Source organism: Halorubrum alkaliphilum (assembly GCF_017873815.1).
In the GTDB taxonomy this organism is placed as follows: Archaea; Halobacteriota; Halobacteria; order Halobacteriales; family Haloferacaceae; genus Halorubrum; species Halorubrum alkaliphilum.
In genome coordinates this window covers 13,804-29,640 of the sequence record NZ_JAGGKQ010000029.1, presented here as the reverse complement: position 1 = coordinate 29,640, position 15,837 = coordinate 13,804, and the positions used below count along the sequence as shown (strand labels likewise).

Sequence of the window (15,837 nt, the reverse complement as noted above, 5' to 3'; positions counted from 1 at the left end):
GATGCGACGGTGAGACTGCTGTACGTCGTGGTGAGTCTGTTGTTACAGAACGCTTGGCGGTATCTCCACTACGAATATGTGGCGACGCCCCGCCGTGGCGGGCGTCGTCTCTGGTGGTGGCCGTACAAGGAGTTCGTAAATATGGTTCGACGGGCCGCGTGGACGGCCCTTGCGGTGCGTCGGGCCGTCCCCGCGAATCGACCACCAGACGACCGGTTCCACCGGTAGTCACTGACCGAGTACGCCGTCTCGTGAGTGGCAACGCTGTCGCGTCGGCGGCTGACCGCCGCCGACACGACAGCTCTCCGTCTATCCGTCTGTGATTCTCCTGTCGAAACCGTCAGTACAACCACTTCGACACAGAACTCAAGCCGCAGAAACAGCTAGCCGAGGATGCTTTGTGAGGTACTGAGTATCAGTCATCAGCCGTGGAGCTTGAGGATCCATCTTCGGTCGTAGTCGTCTCGTCTAGTCGCCCGGTCGTGTATCCCCGCCAGTCGTACCGGTCTTGGAGATACAACGCGACCTTCACCAAGGCGAGCAGCACCGGTACCTCGATAAGCGGGCCGATGACGGTCGCGAACGCGACGCCGGAACTGACGCCGAAGACCGCGACGGCGACGGCGATCGCGAGCTCGAAGTTGTTCGACGCCGCGGTAAACCCGATGGCGGTCGTCGTCGAGTAGTCGGCCCCGATGCCGCGACCCATCCCGAAGCTCACGAGGAACATGACGACGAAGTAGATCGTCAGCGGGACCGCGAGCCACACCACGTCGAACGGCTGCGCGAGGATGTTGTCACCCTGCGTGGCGAACATCACGATGACGGTGAACAGCAGTGCGATCAGCGTGAGCGGGCTGATTTTCGGGACGAACTGCTCTTCGTACCACTCCTCGCCCTTCGAGCGGACGCCACCCAATCGGGTCACGATTCCTCCGGCGAACGGAATGCCTAGGAAGATCGCGATCGCCCAGAACACCTGTTGGACGGTGATGTCGAACGCGCCGATCCCGGCGACCATCGCGTCGAGACCGAGAATCGGCGGCAGAAACAGCGCGAAAAACCAGATGTACACGCCGTAGGTGACGATCTGAAAGACGCTGTTGAACGCGACCAAGCCCGCGGCGTACTCGCTGGAGCCGTCCGCGAGGTCGTTCCAGACCAGCACCATCGCGATACAGCGGGCCATTCCGATGAAGATCAGCCCGAGGAAGTACTCGGGACGGGCGGGAAAGACGGGAACGATGCCACTAAAGAAGATCACCGCGAGTGCGAACATCAGCGTCGGCCCGATGAGCCAGTTCTGTATCAGGCTCAGGGAGAGGATACGCCACTGGGAGAACACCCGCGGCAACTGGCGGTAGTTCACCTTGGCGAGCGGCGGGTACATCATCGCGATGAGCCCGATCTCGACGAGGTAGTAGTCTTGGATCGGATCGACGACGCTCGGGGCGACGTACCCGAGTCCGACGCCGACGGCCATCGCCCCGAAGATCCAGACGGTCAGGTACTTGTCGAGGAAGTCCATCGAGCGCGGGTCGCCACAGGCGTCGCAACCGCAGTCGGGCCCGTGCTCGTGTGGCGTCTCGCTCACGACGCCGTCACCTCCGCGGCATCGAAGGGATTGGATGGCGATCGATACTGGAGCGTCGGAAGCGTGTTAGTGTACATTACGTGGATGGCGATGTCGCTGGAAGTGGCTACTCCTCGGCCGCGATCACGTCGAGTTGTACGTCCGCACCGCCGGGGAGCGAGCAGACGCCGACGACGGTTCGCGGAGGCAGTTCGACGTCGTCGAAGCGCGACTCGTAGACGTGATCGACCGCTTCCGCGGCGCTCGGGTCCGTGAGCTGGATCTCGAGTTTCATCACGTCGTTGAGCGTCAGGTTTCGGTTGTCGGCGAGAGCCGATTCGAGTCTGTCAAGTGCGGTCGTGAATTGCTCTTCGATTGAGTGACCGCTCAATAATTCTCCCTCGACTTCGGGGAGAATACCCTCAAAAAAGCGCAGATCTGACGAGCCGGTACGCTTCCCGAACGCTCCAATGTTCCCGGTTCCGTCGCGCTGACGCTTGCTTTCTGTGCTTAGAGACGCCTCGTAGGACATCTCGTCGGTACGATGCTGATCTGGCTCTGAGCCGGTCGTCTGTTGACTCATAATAGATGAACAGTTGCTCATATATTAAAACCTTTTGAAGCACTCCGCATCCATCCGGAGTCTGCGTACTGTGGGTTACACGACGAATCCGCTCCAGTTCGATCGAGTCGGCGAGAACAGCAGTTACACCGCCGAAAAGAGTGACCGCGTAGCCACAGGTTTGGTATCCACGGGTTCGAAGAGGTAGCGACTACGTCGAGTACGTTTCGGTGACAGACACCTCATCGACCGGGAGTAACCGCATCGCGTCGCCGACGAACGTCCGAAGTCTGCGGTCGCGGTCTCGGGACGGCTCGGCCGCAGTGACGGAGACGGTAAGGCGACCGTCAGTCAACGCCGTTTCGGCGTCGAGACCGTGGAGTGCGCATAATCCTTCGACGCGGTCGTCGCCGGTCGCTCGTTCGCCGACGGACACCTCGTACTCCAACGTGACACCGGCTAGCGGATGGTTGTAATCGAGCTGAGCGGTCTCGTCATCGACGGACTCGATCGTATACCGTCGGCCGGCGACAGAAACGGTTCGCCCGGCTTCCTGCTGGTTCGGCGGTAGGAGTGAAGCGGGAACCGCCTCACGCTTACGTGGGTCGCGATCGCCGAACGCGTCGTCTGGGTTTACCGTGACGGTCGTCGACTCACCAGCTCCGACCGCTCGTATCGCCTCCTCAACTGGCTCGAACACGTGCCCTTCTCCGAGCACGATGACGATCGGGCCGTCAGCTTCAATCCCGTCCATACTAGCGTCCGCCGAAACCGTGGGATCTGTCGTGTCCACGATGTGGCCACTCTCCGTAGCGCGGGTCGTGTACGCGATCCGCACGAAGTCGCCGTCCGCGAGCGTGGCAGGGTGATCAGCTGTCGTCATTCTGGAGCCACGTTTTCGGGGTGGAAGCTCATACGGTCTTTCTGGTCGCTCTCGCCGAGGCGACGCACCCGGCCGGTGGCGTACTTGTATCCGGGATTCGGGTTCGCTGGGTCGAGATACCCAGGAACGATGTCGTTCGCGACCTGTCCCGGATACAGCCAGTAAGTGAACGCGAGCCCCTCCGGGACCGTCTGGCCCTGTACTGCGTCCTCGTCGTCGACAACGTACGCGACCGCGGTGAAACTCCCCTGCTCGTTTTCGCTGTACTGGTTGTACACGTCGTCGTTGATAACTTCGACGAGGTCGCCCGCTTCGATGTCACGCTCCGCGGCGTCGTTCGGATGAAGCTGGAGTACGTTTTGTTCGTACCGTTTGGAGATGTACTCCAGCCGCTGGTGAGTGTACATGTTCTGCCAGAGACGGTTGAGCCGACCGTTCGTCACCCACAGCTCGCCGGCCTCGCAGTCGGGCGTCAGCTGCTCGTACACGTCCGCGACTCGGTCCCAGTCGACGCGCATGAAGATCGCCTTCCCGCTATCGGTGAAGAACCGCCCGTCGCCCGGCATCTCCTCGCCGTCGGGCGTGTGAAGTCGCGGCGTCCCCTCGATCTCGCCGTCTTCCAGCCGGGCGGGAAGCCGAACGCCGTCGGCGTCGAGATCGCGCATCACTTCTGTCGGCGTCGTCCCGTCCTGTTGTGCCTTCTCATCGAGCGCCTCGATGTGATACGGGTACGAGTCGCCGTGCTCGGCGGCGAGGTGATCGAACAGGTCGTCGCTGCTCTCCCAGTCCATGTCGTTGGCACCGAGCCGCCGACCGATGTCGGCAAAGATCTCCCAGTCCGGTCTCGCGTTCGGCGGTCCCTGCATGAACGACGCGTAGTGGCGGAACCGCCGCTCGCCATTCCATCGGTGGTGGTTGCTGTCCTCGCCGGCTTCGACCGCCTTCGCCGGCAGCACGATGTCGGCGTACTCCGTCGTCGAGTTCGGGTAGATCTCTTGGTGAGTCACCACCATGCCACCGTCGTCGATGCGCTCGCGGAACGCCGCCATGATATCGCCGACGTCAGCGGTCTGCGGCTGTGAACCACTCGTTCGCTCGCGGACCCGATTCCGAAGCGACTGCGTGTCGTGTTCGTGCCGGAGCGGGTCGTTGCCGATCACGTGCCAGTGGTCGATCTCGCCGTTGCGAACACGTTCGATCGTGTTCGGCGGGATCGGTACGTCTTCAACGTGTTCGCCCGTGAAGCTCTGCGTCGAGTGCTCCGCGATAACCTCACCGCCCGGTCCACCTTCCCACCAGCCCTCCTGATGACCGCCGAGCCGCGTGATCCCGGTTCCTTCGTGGCCGACGCTGCCGGTCAACAGCGCAAGATTCGCCATCGCCGCGGTGTTCTCGTGGGACCATCCCCAGATGAGGCCCTTCTCGTAAGTGAACAGCGTCTGTGTCTGGTCGCTATCGGGCTGGGCGATCCGCTCTGCGGCGTCGCGGATGTCCGTGGCGTCAATACCAGTGATCTCCGCAGCATTCTCAGGGGCATATCGATCGTCGGACTGGAGGAGGTCGATGTACTCGTCGGGCGTCATCCCGAACTCCTCCTGATACCATCCCTCCTCGTCGATCGCGTCGCGATCGTCCATCACCCACTCGTCGACGAAGGCCTGATCGTGCCAGCCCTGATCGACGATGTGGCGCGCAATGGCGTTCAACAGGACCGGATCGGTCGCCTCGTTGATCTGGAGGAACAGCCCGTCGTTGTTTTCGGCGTAGTTCGCAGTGAACGTCCGACGGGGGTTGATCTGGATTATGTCCGCGCTTCCGGCGTCGACGTACTCGTGGAAGTAGACGTCTTGATTTTCGTACGGGTCTCCCCCCGCGATCACCATCGTCTCTGCCTTAGCGGCGTCTTCATACGATGTGGACCAGTCGTACAGCCCGGAGTGTTCCACACCGGGGCTCTCGGGGGTGTACGCCGGTCGGTTGTGGAATCCGAAGTTCGGCGAGCCGATCACGTCGAAGATCAGCTTTGACCCCGCGAAGGTGTTCTCGACGAACTGGTAGGCGTACATCTTCATCCCGTAACCGTTCGGCTCGTCGCGGGTCGCGTACTCCGTAACCCGCGCAACGACCTCCAAGGCCGTGTCCCAGTCGACGGGGGTCAGCGAACCACCGATCCGGATCTGCGGCTGTTTCAGCCGGTCGTCGTAGTCCTCATTGTGCTTGCTGTACAACGACTGCGCCTGCGTCCCGCCCCGGACCGAGTGCGATCCGTTGTTGACCTCGGCGTCCGGATTCGGCCGGAATATCACGTGGTACTCTTGTCCGTTCTCCTCGATGATCTGGTGCATGTTCGGCGAGGGCCAGTCGCCGTACCCGGCGGGATAGTCGACGTCGAGCGCGTTGTCCGCGGCGTCGGGGCCACCCTCCTCGCCGACGGGCCACTTGAACACCTCGTAGCTGCAGCCGACGATACAGTACCGACATGAGCGAGAGGATCGTTCGGCGTCGGCCGGCGGAATGGGAACCTCATTCGTGTTCGGGTTGTCCGCCATCCTCACTCACCCTCCTCCTCGACTGGCTCCCCGTCTGCCAAGTTGTTTCGGCGGCCGTGTACCAAGCCAGCCATTCCCGTCGCGAACACGTCACCGTCTTCTACATCAAGTCGTACCTGCGGAAGATCAGTCGTCGCCGGTCCCATGATCACGAGTCCTCCCTTCGCGAGGTCAAACGTCGTGTAATGGCACGGACACGGACCCGCGACGCCCCGGTCGGATTCGACGTTCCCCGACACGGCACACCCCATGTGCGTACACAGGTTGCTGAACGCAACGATGCCGTCGCCCGGACCGACGCCCCCGTTCGCCGCCTCCGATAAACGGGTCAAGAACGTGCCTGAACCGTCGAGCGGGTATTCAAACTCGACAGTGTCGCCGACGGACAGTTCGTCCACTGACGCAACGCGAATCCGCGGATAGCGCTCGATTCGACCGACCCGTTCGCTCGGTGATTCCGCTGGCCCGCTATTCTCTGCGGTTGGCGCTTGAAATCCGCACCCCGCGACTGACGTCGCTCCTGCCGTCCCGACGGCTCCGAGCAACCGTCGACGGGTGATAGAACCATCATCATTCTTCATGCTGTACCACCGATTTAGAACATGAACACTTGTATTTTTCTCTTATTGAGTCCGATATCTCTCCCAGCATATAATGTATAACATAATAAAGCACAGATACTACACCATGTCCAAGCAATCGCTATGGATCCGCTGTCACCGTCTGATTATGATTTGAGCAGTTATTCAATGGTTGCAGTACTCAACCACTGTTGTGTGAGTTCACCGTGTTGTGCGCGAAAACTAGAGTATGTTTTGAGTAGGCGCTCAACACTCAATTCCGGTGTTAACCGGACGCTCAGCACACAGCTTGACTGAACAACACCTGACCGTGTGGTGAACGACACCTCACAGCAGGTGGTAGAGCCCGGCCGCGAGAAGCGCTCCGAGGATCGGACCCACGATAGGAACCCAAGAATACGCCCAGTCAGACGATCCCTTGTGCGGAAACGGAAGAATTGCGTGTGCGATCCGCGGTCCAAGATCACGTGCGGGATTGATAGCGTAGCCGGTGGGGCCACCCAACGACAACCCGATACCGAGTACGACCAGCGCGATCGGGAGCGCCGACAGCGCCCCGAGACCGAATCCGACTTCTTGCCCGTCGATTGTGATCGACTGGAGTACCTCACCTGACGCGGCGTCGAAGAATCCCGCAGAGTTCAGATATAGCACCCCGAAAACCAGTACAAACGTCCCGATGATTTCGGTCAACAGGTTGGACGAATAGTTTCGGATCTCCGGAGCGGTCGAAAAGATTGCAAGCTTCGCGTCTTCGTCTTCCGTCGCGGCGAAGTGGTCTTTGTACGCCAGCCATACCACTACGCCTCCCAAGAATCCACCGACAGTCTGTGCGACGATGTAGGCAGGGACCTGCGCCCAATCGAACAATCCGGCAGCAGCGAGACCGATCGTCACGGCGGGGTTAATGTGACCGCCGCTGACTTGGCTGATAGTGAATACGCCCATGAATACCCCAATCGCCCATCCCCAAGTGATGACGATCCAGCCGCCACCGTTTCCTTTCGTCTCGTTGAGAACGACGTTGGCGACGACGCCTCCCCCGAATATGATGAGGATCGCTGTTCCGATGACCTCTGCTATGTACGGGTGCATTTTCTATCCAATAGATTTATAATTGTTCACTTATTAAAATATATCGGATCCCTCTGTCTCGACATAGTTATTTAAGCGAGAGCAAGTGAAGCGGCTGCTCAAGCCGAAGCGGATCAGCGTCGTATTCGCATACCAGAGCCGGTATGTGTAGCTGATCGTGTACGTGTCAACTTCAGCTACTCCGACACGGGAAACACCGTGAGGTCGCTCACCGCAGCGGTAACGGTCACGCGGTCGGCCTCGTTCACTCCGTCACGATTCCGCTCGACAGTCACCGTCTCCCTGGAGTCGAGTCCGACGCAGACATCGTAGCGATGTCCCACATCACGCACGTGCGCCACCGTCCCCTGCATCTCGATCGTTTTCAAGCGGTCGCCAGATAGCCTCAGATCTATCGACGCGTCCGGCCGATCAGACGGGGTATCGGCGTCGCTCGATGTATCGGTCGGGCGCCTTACGGGTCTGATCGTCAGATCACTCGGTCGGACGTGGACGATGGCATACGACGCGTCGGCAAGCGGGTTCGACGGATTGTCCACCAGTTCTGCTTCGTCGAGCGTCAGCTCACTTCCACCGACCGTCATTGTCGACGGATCCCGGTCGTCGATTGTCGCCGAAAGTTCGTTCGACCGGCCGAGAAACGACGCGACGAAGCAGTTCGGCGGTGACTCATAGAGGATTCGAGGCTCTCCGGCCGCGACGATCGCTCCCTCGCGGAGGACGACAATCCGGTCCGCGACCGACATCGCATCCTCTTGGTCGTGTGTGACGAAGAGCGTCGTCACGCCAATCTGCTGCTGGATACGGACGATCTCGTCGCGAAGTCGCGTCCTGAGTCCCGTGTCGAGCGCCGACAGCGGCTCGTCGAGCAGGAGCACGTCCGGTTCGGGAGCGAGCGCGCGGGCAAGTTCAACGCGCCGACTCTCGCCCCCGCTCAGTGCTGTCGGAGACGCGTCGCGCCGGTCAGCGAGCTCGACCAGTTCGAGGTATCGGTCGACACGTTCGCTCACCAGGTCTGCCGTGAGATCACCGCTCTTCAGCCCGTAGGCGACATTTTCGCCGACGGTCATGTGCGGATACAGCGTCGACCGCTGGAAGACGATCCCGACGTTCCGGTCCTCCGGTGGCGCGCCGGTGACGTCGGTCCCGCGGAGCGACACGCGCCCGGCCGTCGGCTCCACGTGGCCGGCGATCGCTTGGACGATCGTCGTCTTCCCGCACCCGCTCGGACCGAGCAGCGCGACGAGTTCCCCGTCGTCGAGAGCGAGAGTCACGTCGTCAAGGGCCCGCTCGCTCCCGTATCGATGGGTCAACTCGTCGAGTTCAAGGGTCATCGGTCGACCACGGTCGGCACGCCGGCCAACCGCTGTACCGCAGCGACCACGACCAGCGTGATCGCCAGCAGGGCGAGCGCGAGCGGGACGATAGCGTCGATGCCGCCGGCGATGAAGTCGACCCAGATCCGCGTCGGCATCGTCCGAGGGTTGTACGCGATCATCATCGTGGCACCGAACTCGCCGATGGCCCGAGCGAACGTGAGGACGACTCCGGCGACGATCGCTCGACTCGCGAGGGGAAGCGACACGCGTCTGAACGTGGCTATCGGCCCGTATCCGAGCGATCGGGACGCCTGTTCGAGGCGTTCGTCCACCGCGCCGAACCCGGCGCGGGCGGTTATCACCACGAACGGCGCGGCAACGAACGTCTGCGCGAGGATGACGCCGACGAGGCTGTCTGTCAGCGGCACTCCCGCGCTCGCTGCGGCGGCCCCGATCGGCGTGAATCTGCCCACCACGCTGAGCAGCATCGCACCGCCGACGACCGGCGGGACGACGAGCGGAAGCACGATGAGCGCCTCGACGAGCCGCTTCCCCGGGAACGTCTCGCGGGCGAGGACGTACGCGAGCGGGACGCCGAGGATAGTCGCGATCGCGGTGGCGACCGGTGCGGTGAGAAGCGAGTTCCGAATCGCCGTCCGGCTCGCCGTCTCCGACAGGGTCTCGGCGATCGGAACCGACCCGGTTCTGCCGAGGAACACCGCGAAGGGGAGCGCGAAGTACACCAGCAGGATCCCCCCAAGGGCGCCGAAGACCAACAGCGGCGGCAGCCGCCGAGATCCCGTGACTGAACGGGCCTGGTCGACGAGGCTCATCCGCTCGTCACCTCGGCGGGAACGTCGCCGTGAGTCCGCGGGAACCCGTCCGTCTCGAAGCCGTTCTCGCGAAGCACCTCGCCGGAGTCCGCGAGGAACCGGACGAACTCGCGCCCGGCGTCCGGCGAGTCCGCGTTCTCGACCACCGTCGCGTTGTACACGACCGGCGCGCCGGTCGCCGTGTAGCCTTCGTCCGTCGTGTACGACGCCTCGGCGTAGCGATCGGCATAGTCCGGGTTCGAGAAGTCGTACGCCTCCGGGAACGAGTGAAACGGAAGCCCGTGGTCCGCGGCCATGTTCCGGTAGACGACCGCGGCGGTGCGGTTCCCCGCCTCGACGCCGGCGAGTAACTGGGGCTCCTCCGGCTCCCGATAGGCGGCGTCGGCGACGGTCTCGGCGAAGCCGTCGAGCCCGTGTTCCCGCTCGGCCAGTCGGAACGCGTGGATGGCACGGTAGCCGAGCGGGTCGAGATCGGGATCGCTTATTGCGAGTTCGCCGGTGTCGGCGTCGCGTGCGATATCGTACCACGGATCGCCCGTCTCGAGGCGTTCGCCGAACCGCGTGTCGGGCGCGTACGCGATCCCCACGACGTTGGACGCGAACGAGACGTCCCACGAGACGTGCTCGCCATACAGGCGATCGCGCAACAGTGCGTCGTCCGCGCTCACAACGACGTCGGGGTACTTCCGCCCGTCCTCGATCATTCGCATTACCGCGTTCGTGCCGTAGTACTCCCCGCGACAGGCGATTCCAGTCTCGGATTCGAACCGCGTCCCGAGATGATCACCGACGACGACCGCGAGGCTCCCAGCGGCGAGGATCGAGACCGACTCGCCGCTCCCGAGACAGCCGACGACCCCAACCCCAGAGCCCGCCGCCGCTACCGTCCGCACGAACGACCGTCGAGACGCTGACCACATAATATCGACTCCGACGAGGAGCGGCATATAACTTTTTACAGTTACTTACAAATGAGAAGTAACTTATTTTGTTTATATATTTGTCCTGCGGCGGGTGGGATGTGATCCCGTCCTATTGATCCGGCGACTGAGACTCCCTAAGACGCGGGTGGGCCGATCTGATCGTACCGAACGGGGGAAGCGAAAGAGCGTTGATCCGGCGTGTCTAACCGACACACAATGGCCGACGACTCACCGAGCGTTGACGACCTCGCCGACGACGATCTCACTGCCGACTCACCGAACGCCGACGATGACCCAGTGATCGCACTCCTTCGAGACGCGCGGCTCGTCTTCGGAGCCGTCCTTGTCGACGACGAACCGCGGCTCGTCGAGTGTCTCGACCGCGATCGATTCGCTGACGACGGGGCGGAGATGGCGCTCGCGATGGCGGTGACCAGCGCCAACGCGGATCTCGTTCCGTTCGTCGCGGAGCGACGCGACGAGGTGGAAGACGAGACGGAGAACGCGGCGGGAGACGAGACCGAAGGCGAGGCGGCAGGCCCGCCGCAGATCGACTCCTTCGACGAGGCCGTCTCCGCGGTCGAAGTGAGCCACACGTTCTACCTCGTGTTGAACACGGGTCCGGGCGAGTGGAACCGCGTGCGTCACGCGGACGCCGGCGAGACGCCTCGGTACCGCGTCGCCGACGCGGTCGTCACGGAGGCCACTGAGCGTATTGGCAACTTCCCCGACAGCGTCGACGGAACCGATATCGAGATCATCGACTGGAGCGGCTGACCGCTGCGATCAGTCGCCGCAGCCGCCCCCGCCTGCGCCGCCTCCGCAACCGCCGCCGCCTCCTCCGCTCGCTCCCGGTTGACCAGTCGCCGTGCGACTCGCTTCCGCCTCGGCTTCCGGCGAGGCGACAAGTGGCGAGTTCGGGCTGTCCGCACCGAGGCCGGCTCGCTTGGCGCGGTTGACCGCACCGACCCGGTCGGTGACTCGGTCGCGGAGATCGAAGAACCGCTCGGCGGCGGGCGTCCCCTGTAAGACGGTGACCGGCTTGTCGGCGTCGCCGCCGGACCGGATGTCCGGATCCATCGGGATCTCCGCCAACAGGGGCACGTCGTACTCCGCGGCGACGTCTGCGCCGCCGCCGCTCCCGTACAGCTCGTGTTCGTCGCCGCAGCTCGGACACCGGAACGAGCTCATGTTCTCGACGATACCGAGGACCGGGGTCCCGCGGTCGAGGAACATCCGGATCCCCTTTCGAACGTCCTCCAAGGCGATGTCCTCCGGCGTCGTCACGACGACGGCTCCGGTCACCGGGACGTTCTGTAACAGCGTGAGCTGCTCGTCGCCCGTCCCCGGTGGTAAGTCCACGAGCAGGTAGTCGAGGTGACCCCAGTCCGTCTCCTCGATGAGCTCCGAGAGCAGCTTGTCGATCATCGGGCCGCGCAACATCGCGGGGTCGGTGTCGTCCTCGGAGAGGAACGCCATGCTCATCAGCTTGATACCGTCGGCCTCCGGCGGGATTATCTTCCCGTCCTCGGTCAGGCCGGGCTTGGCCTCGATTCCGATCATTCCCGGGACGTTCGGCCCGTAGATGTCGGCGTCGAGTAGGCCGACGCGGGCCCCCGACTCCGCGAGCGCGGTCGCGAGGTTCGTTGCTACTGTCGTCTTCCCAACGCCCCCCTTCCCCGATGCGATCGGCACGACGTTCCGGACATCGGGCAGGGGGCTGTCCGGGTCCTCCCACGAGAGGCTCACGGTGACGTTCGGTTCGAGCCCGAGCGCCGCCACTTCCTCGCGGATTCGGTCACCCATCGCCTTCTCGTCGCCCGAGTACGGCGCGTTGAACGCAACTGCGACGGTCGCCACGCCGTCCTCGACGCGGACGTCGTCGATCAGTCCGAGCGTCGCAATGTCCTCCCCGAGGACGGGGTCCTCCACGGTCCGGAGCCGCTCGCGGACCTGATCGGCGTCGGCGGTCATCGCTCGTCACCTCCGAGTACCGCCTCGACGTCGTCGTCCGTCGTTTCCAACTGGTTGAGCCGGTTCGCGAGCCGCTGTCCGTCCCCCTCGACGAACGACTGCGTTTCGTCGGCCAACACCTGATAAAACTCCGTCTCGGCCGCGTTCCGCATGTTGTCGGCGATCTCCGAGACCCACCGGCCGAGGTGGTCCGAGAGGAACTCGTACTGCCGGTCGAGGTAGTGGCGCACGGCCTCGTCGTCGCCCGCCTCCAGCGCCTCGACTTCCGTGGCGACGAGCAGCGAGACGAACTCCAGCTCCGCCGCGATGTGGTCGGCCGGCTCGTCGATGGCGACGTCGACGCCGGCCTGACGGTATTCGGCCTGAACGGCCTCGGTGGCGTCGGTCATCACCCGGTCCTCGGCGTCGACGTACACCGACTCGTACGGCGGCGCGGCGAGTTCGAACGGTCCGACGAACAGCTTCGCGTGGTCGAGCCGAAGCGCTTTCTCGTCGCCCGTCGCCTCTCGAAGCGCCGACACGTCGATCGCGACCGTCTCGTCGTCGACCGCAGCGAGTTCGGCCAACCGGTCTTCGGTCGGCTCGTGGAAGCACTCGCCGAGGAGCGCGTACGTGTGCGCCCGGCGTCGTTCCACCGCGTATCGGTCGTCGGTTCCCAGCGTTCCGTCCATGTCGTCAGTGTCTGTCGTACTCATAGATTAGTGTTCTCGTGGTTTTGCGCTCGAAAACGGCGGTATAGCCGAATACCGTCGTCGGTGACCGCTACGGCGTGCGACACGGTAACCCGACCTCGTCGGCTCCGCCAACTTCCGGGCTCACCGCTTCTCGATCGCAACCTGCACGTCGCCGTAGTAGACCGAACTCCCGCTGAGTCGATCGTAATCCGCACCGATCACCATGTTGTTAGAGCCCCCGCGAGCCGCTTCACCGAACTCCTCGGCCGCGACCTGTCCGTAGGCCCAGTGGCCCTGCCCCCAGGTCTTCGCGACGGTACCCGGGCGGACCCCTTCCCAAAGCTTCGCCTCCGACTCGATCTCACCGGCGGGCGACCGAATGACGATTGGGTCGCCGTCCTCCAGCCCCAGCTCTGCTGCGTCGCGGGGGTTGATCTTGGTGACGTCCTTGTTCGGCTCATCGCCGGGGTTGACGTCCCTGAACTCGTGGAGCCACGTCGTGTTCGCCGACCGCCCCTCGCGGTTAAGCCGGTCCTTGTGATCGACGAACTTGAACGGGTACGATTCGGCGTCTCCCATGCCGTAGGGCTCCTCGTAGTGGGGGACGAACGCGTTCGGAGCGTCCTCGTCGTCGACGCGCCCTTGGTAGTTACAGACGTCGAGGACTGTATCCACGTCGGTGTCGTGGCGATCGGCGTGCCCTTCGAGCGCGTTCCGCAACGTCTCCCCATCGAATTCGAAAACGCCCGAGTCGGTACCGAACTCGCCGCCTTCCGACGGCCAGCGGTGCCGGTACTCCCACTTTTCGGTGTGCCAGATGCCGCGTTCGCGGAACGCTTCCCAGCTGTCGAACTCCTCGCCGCCCGGCCAGTCGTAGTCGCCGTTGCGGTACGCGGGGTCCCACATCGGCTGCGTCCGGAGCTTGATCGCGTTCCGCGAGAACGCTTGGGCACGGAGCTCGCGGGAGCGGAAGTCGTCACCGGCGTACTCTTCGCGGAGCGTGGTCCCGGAGTCGGGATCCGGGAACTCCTCGTCGAAGAACTCCAGTAGGTTGTCGAAGCCCTTGTCTGCCAGAGACTCCGCGAGCAGGTACGGGATCTCCGTCTCGTCGGTCTTGACGTCCCACAGCCTGCCGTTCTCGAGGACATCCTCGGGATCGTCCGGATCGTCGGCCAGCACGGGAGTGTGGAGGTTGATCGTCCGGTAGCCGTTCCCGGTGCTCCTGAGCTGTCCCCACCGCTCGAACTGGTGGTGGGTCGCCGGCAGGATCAGGTCGGCGAACCAGGCCGTCTCGCTGGCGTGCGTCTCGATCGTCGCGTGGAACGGGATCTTCGCGAGCGCCTCTTCCCAGCGCTGGCTCTCGGGGTTCGAGAACGCGAAGTTGTTCCAGTACGAGATCAGCACCTTGATCTCGTTGGGGTCTTCGTCGAGAATTCCGTCGGCCGCGTTGTTGGTGACGACGCCACCCCCGGACTCGCCGTCTTTGAGAGCGGGGAACTCGAGGCGCCCGCGCTGGTCGATCTTCTCGTTGTCGAGGCCTTCCTCGGCGACCTCGTCGACGTACTCGTCGGGAGCGGGAAGGTCCTCGGTCGCCGTCCCGGGAGCGTACAGCGTCCCGCCGCGGTTACCGACCGATCCGACGAGTCCGTTGAGCGCGTGGATAGCCATCGCCGCGTAGCTGCCGCGGACCTGCATCACCGGTCCGCCGCCGAGCCACGAGATCGCGCGTGAGCCCGCGTCGGCGAACTCGGTCGCGACCCGCTCGATCTGGTCGGCGGGGACGCCGGCACGCTCTGCGGCCCACTCGGGATCCTTATCGGACAGCTCTTCGTTCCACCACTCGACGACCCCCTGGCTGTTCTCGGACTCCTCGAACGTGTCGGGGTCGACCTGTTTGTCGGGCACGAAGCGGTTCTCTCCGTCCGCGAACTCGCCGACGAACTCGCGGTGCCACAGTCCGTCCCGAAGGATGACGTGTGCCATCGCCGAGGCGAGCGCCCCGTCCTGTCCGGGTTCGACGGGGAGCCACTCGTCCGACTTCGAGGCGGTCGAGGAGAGCCGCGGCTCGACGACCGCGACGGTCGCCTGATCGAGCAGGTCGCCGAACTCGTTCGAGTAGTGGGACACCTGCCGGTTCGTCGAGATGGGGTCGGCCCCCCACGCGAGCACGTACCGGCTCTCGGTCACGTCGTACTGTCGGTATGCCCACTCGCCTTCGGTGTACATCGGACCGAACTTCTCGGCTTCCGCACAGATCGCGCTGTGGGAGATGTTGTTCGGTGACCCGATGATCTGCGGGAGGTAGCTGTAGAGGATCGGCCGCAGGTAGGTGTACCGCCCGCGAGTGACCATGAACTTCTCCGGTTCCTCGTTCTCCCGGAGCTCCGCGATCTCGTCCGCCAGCATGTCGATGGCCTCCTCCCAACTGATCGGCTCGAACTCCGGATCGACGTCTTTGCCTTTCTCGGGGTTCGTCCGCTTCATCGGCTGCGTGATCCGATCGGGATCGTACAGCTGTTGGATCGCCAAGTCCTGTCGCGGACAGTCGTTTTTCCCGTGGATCTTCGAGTCCTCGTGGCCGCGCGTCCTGATCACGCGGTTGGTCTGATCGTCGACGAGGATCTGTGCCGAACACCACGAGGTACAGCCCGCACACGTGCTCGGCTTCCAGTCTCCCGTGTGCTCGACCAAGGCGTCGCGGGTGCCGCCGGCCTCAGCGGTGGACGCGAGGCTCGTCAGTCCGGTACCCATGCTTGCCGCCACCGCGCCGACGGCGCCCGCCTTCATGAAGTCTCTGCGACCCACGGACAGGCCGAATCGACGCCCCTCGTCCGCGTCCGTATCGTTCGTCGTGTCGTGTTGGCTCATTGT

13 protein-coding genes and 1 pseudogene are annotated in these 15,837 nt (G+C 63.6%); 2 read left to right on the top strand and 12 right to left on the bottom strand.

Going from position 1 to position 15,837, the window contains the following annotated elements; all coding sequences use genetic code 11:
* Window positions 1–228 (top strand): annotated as a pseudogene (locus J2751_RS13715) (ISH3 family transposase); the annotation flags it as partial.
* Between the two features lie 187 nt (window positions 229–415).
* On the opposite strand, the gene arsB reads toward J2751_RS13715, so the two are convergent.
* The 9 genes from arsB to J2751_RS13670 form a co-directional block, all read right to left on the bottom strand.
* Window positions 416–1,594 carry an ACR3 family arsenite efflux transporter gene (gene arsB / locus J2751_RS13710; protein ID WP_321168750.1) on the bottom strand — a complete coding sequence of 393 codons (1,179 nt, stop codon included), beginning with the start codon at window positions 1,592–1,594 and terminating at the stop codon, window positions 416–418.
* A gap of 106 nt (window positions 1,595–1,700) precedes the next feature.
* Entirely contained in the window at window positions 1,701–2,156 is a 456-nt protein-coding gene (locus J2751_RS13705; protein WP_209486834.1) for a RidA family protein, read from the bottom strand.
* A 190-nt stretch (window positions 2,157–2,346) separates the two neighbouring features.
* Complete coding sequence (locus J2751_RS13700; protein ID WP_209486833.1) at window positions 2,347–3,018, bottom strand: FKBP-type peptidyl-prolyl cis-trans isomerase; 672 nt, start codon at window positions 3,016–3,018, stop codon at window positions 2,347–2,349.
* Complete coding sequence (locus J2751_RS13695) at window positions 3,015–5,567, bottom strand: arsenate reductase (azurin) large subunit (protein ID WP_209486831.1); 2,553 nt, start codon at window positions 5,565–5,567, stop codon at window positions 3,015–3,017. Before J2751_RS13695 ends, J2751_RS13700 begins: the two co-directional genes overlap by 4 nt.
* A 2-nt stretch (window positions 5,568–5,569) precedes the next feature.
* Window positions 5,570–6,148 (bottom strand): arsenate reductase (azurin) small subunit, encoded by a 579-nt coding sequence (locus J2751_RS13690; RefSeq protein WP_280901382.1) that lies wholly within the window; start codon window positions 6,146–6,148, stop codon window positions 5,570–5,572.
* Between the two features lie 327 nt (window positions 6,149–6,475).
* Window positions 6,476–7,243 carry an MIP/aquaporin family protein gene (locus J2751_RS13685; RefSeq protein WP_209486829.1) on the bottom strand — a complete coding sequence of 256 codons (768 nt, stop codon included), beginning with the start codon at window positions 7,241–7,243 and terminating at the stop codon, window positions 6,476–6,478.
* 176 nt (window positions 7,244–7,419) lie between these two features.
* Window positions 7,420–8,577, bottom strand: coding sequence for an ABC transporter ATP-binding protein (locus J2751_RS13680; RefSeq protein WP_209486827.1), 1,158 nt, complete (start codon window positions 8,575–8,577; stop codon window positions 7,420–7,422).
* Window positions 8,574–9,395, bottom strand: a complete 822-nt coding sequence (locus tag J2751_RS13675; RefSeq protein WP_209486825.1) for an ABC transporter permease — start codon at window positions 9,393–9,395, stop codon at window positions 8,574–8,576. Before J2751_RS13675 ends, J2751_RS13680 begins: the two co-directional genes overlap by 4 nt.
* Window positions 9,392–10,315, bottom strand: coding sequence for an extracellular solute-binding protein (locus J2751_RS13670; protein WP_209486823.1), 924 nt, complete (start codon window positions 10,313–10,315; stop codon window positions 9,392–9,394). The genes J2751_RS13675 and J2751_RS13670 overlap by 4 nt, the downstream gene beginning before the upstream one ends.
* Window positions 10,316–10,534: 219 nt before the next feature.
* Between J2751_RS13670 and J2751_RS13665 the strand changes: the two genes are divergently transcribed.
* Window positions 10,535–11,095: a hypothetical protein gene (locus J2751_RS13665; RefSeq protein ID WP_209486821.1), complete on the top strand. Its 561-nt coding sequence runs from the start codon at window positions 10,535–10,537 to the stop codon at window positions 11,093–11,095.
* Between the two features lie 9 nt (window positions 11,096–11,104).
* On the opposite strand, the gene J2751_RS13660 is transcribed toward J2751_RS13665, so the two are convergent.
* The 3 genes from J2751_RS13660 to J2751_RS13650 all read right to left on the bottom strand — a co-directional run bounded on the left by J2751_RS13660 (window position 11,105) and on the right by J2751_RS13650 (window position 15,834).
* Complete coding sequence (locus J2751_RS13660) at window positions 11,105–12,292, bottom strand: Mrp/NBP35 family ATP-binding protein (protein ID WP_209486819.1); 1,188 nt, start codon at window positions 12,290–12,292, stop codon at window positions 11,105–11,107.
* Complete coding sequence (locus J2751_RS13655; RefSeq protein WP_209486817.1) at window positions 12,289–12,987, bottom strand: TorD/DmsD family molecular chaperone; 699 nt, start codon at window positions 12,985–12,987, stop codon at window positions 12,289–12,291. Before J2751_RS13655 ends, J2751_RS13660 begins: the two co-directional genes overlap by 4 nt.
* Window positions 12,988–13,107: 120 nt before the next feature.
* A complete protein-coding gene (locus J2751_RS13650) occupies window positions 13,108–15,834 on the bottom strand; it encodes a molybdopterin-dependent oxidoreductase (RefSeq protein WP_209486815.1) in 2,727 nt (908 codons plus the stop codon).
* Window positions 15,835–15,837 lie beyond the last annotated feature (3 nt).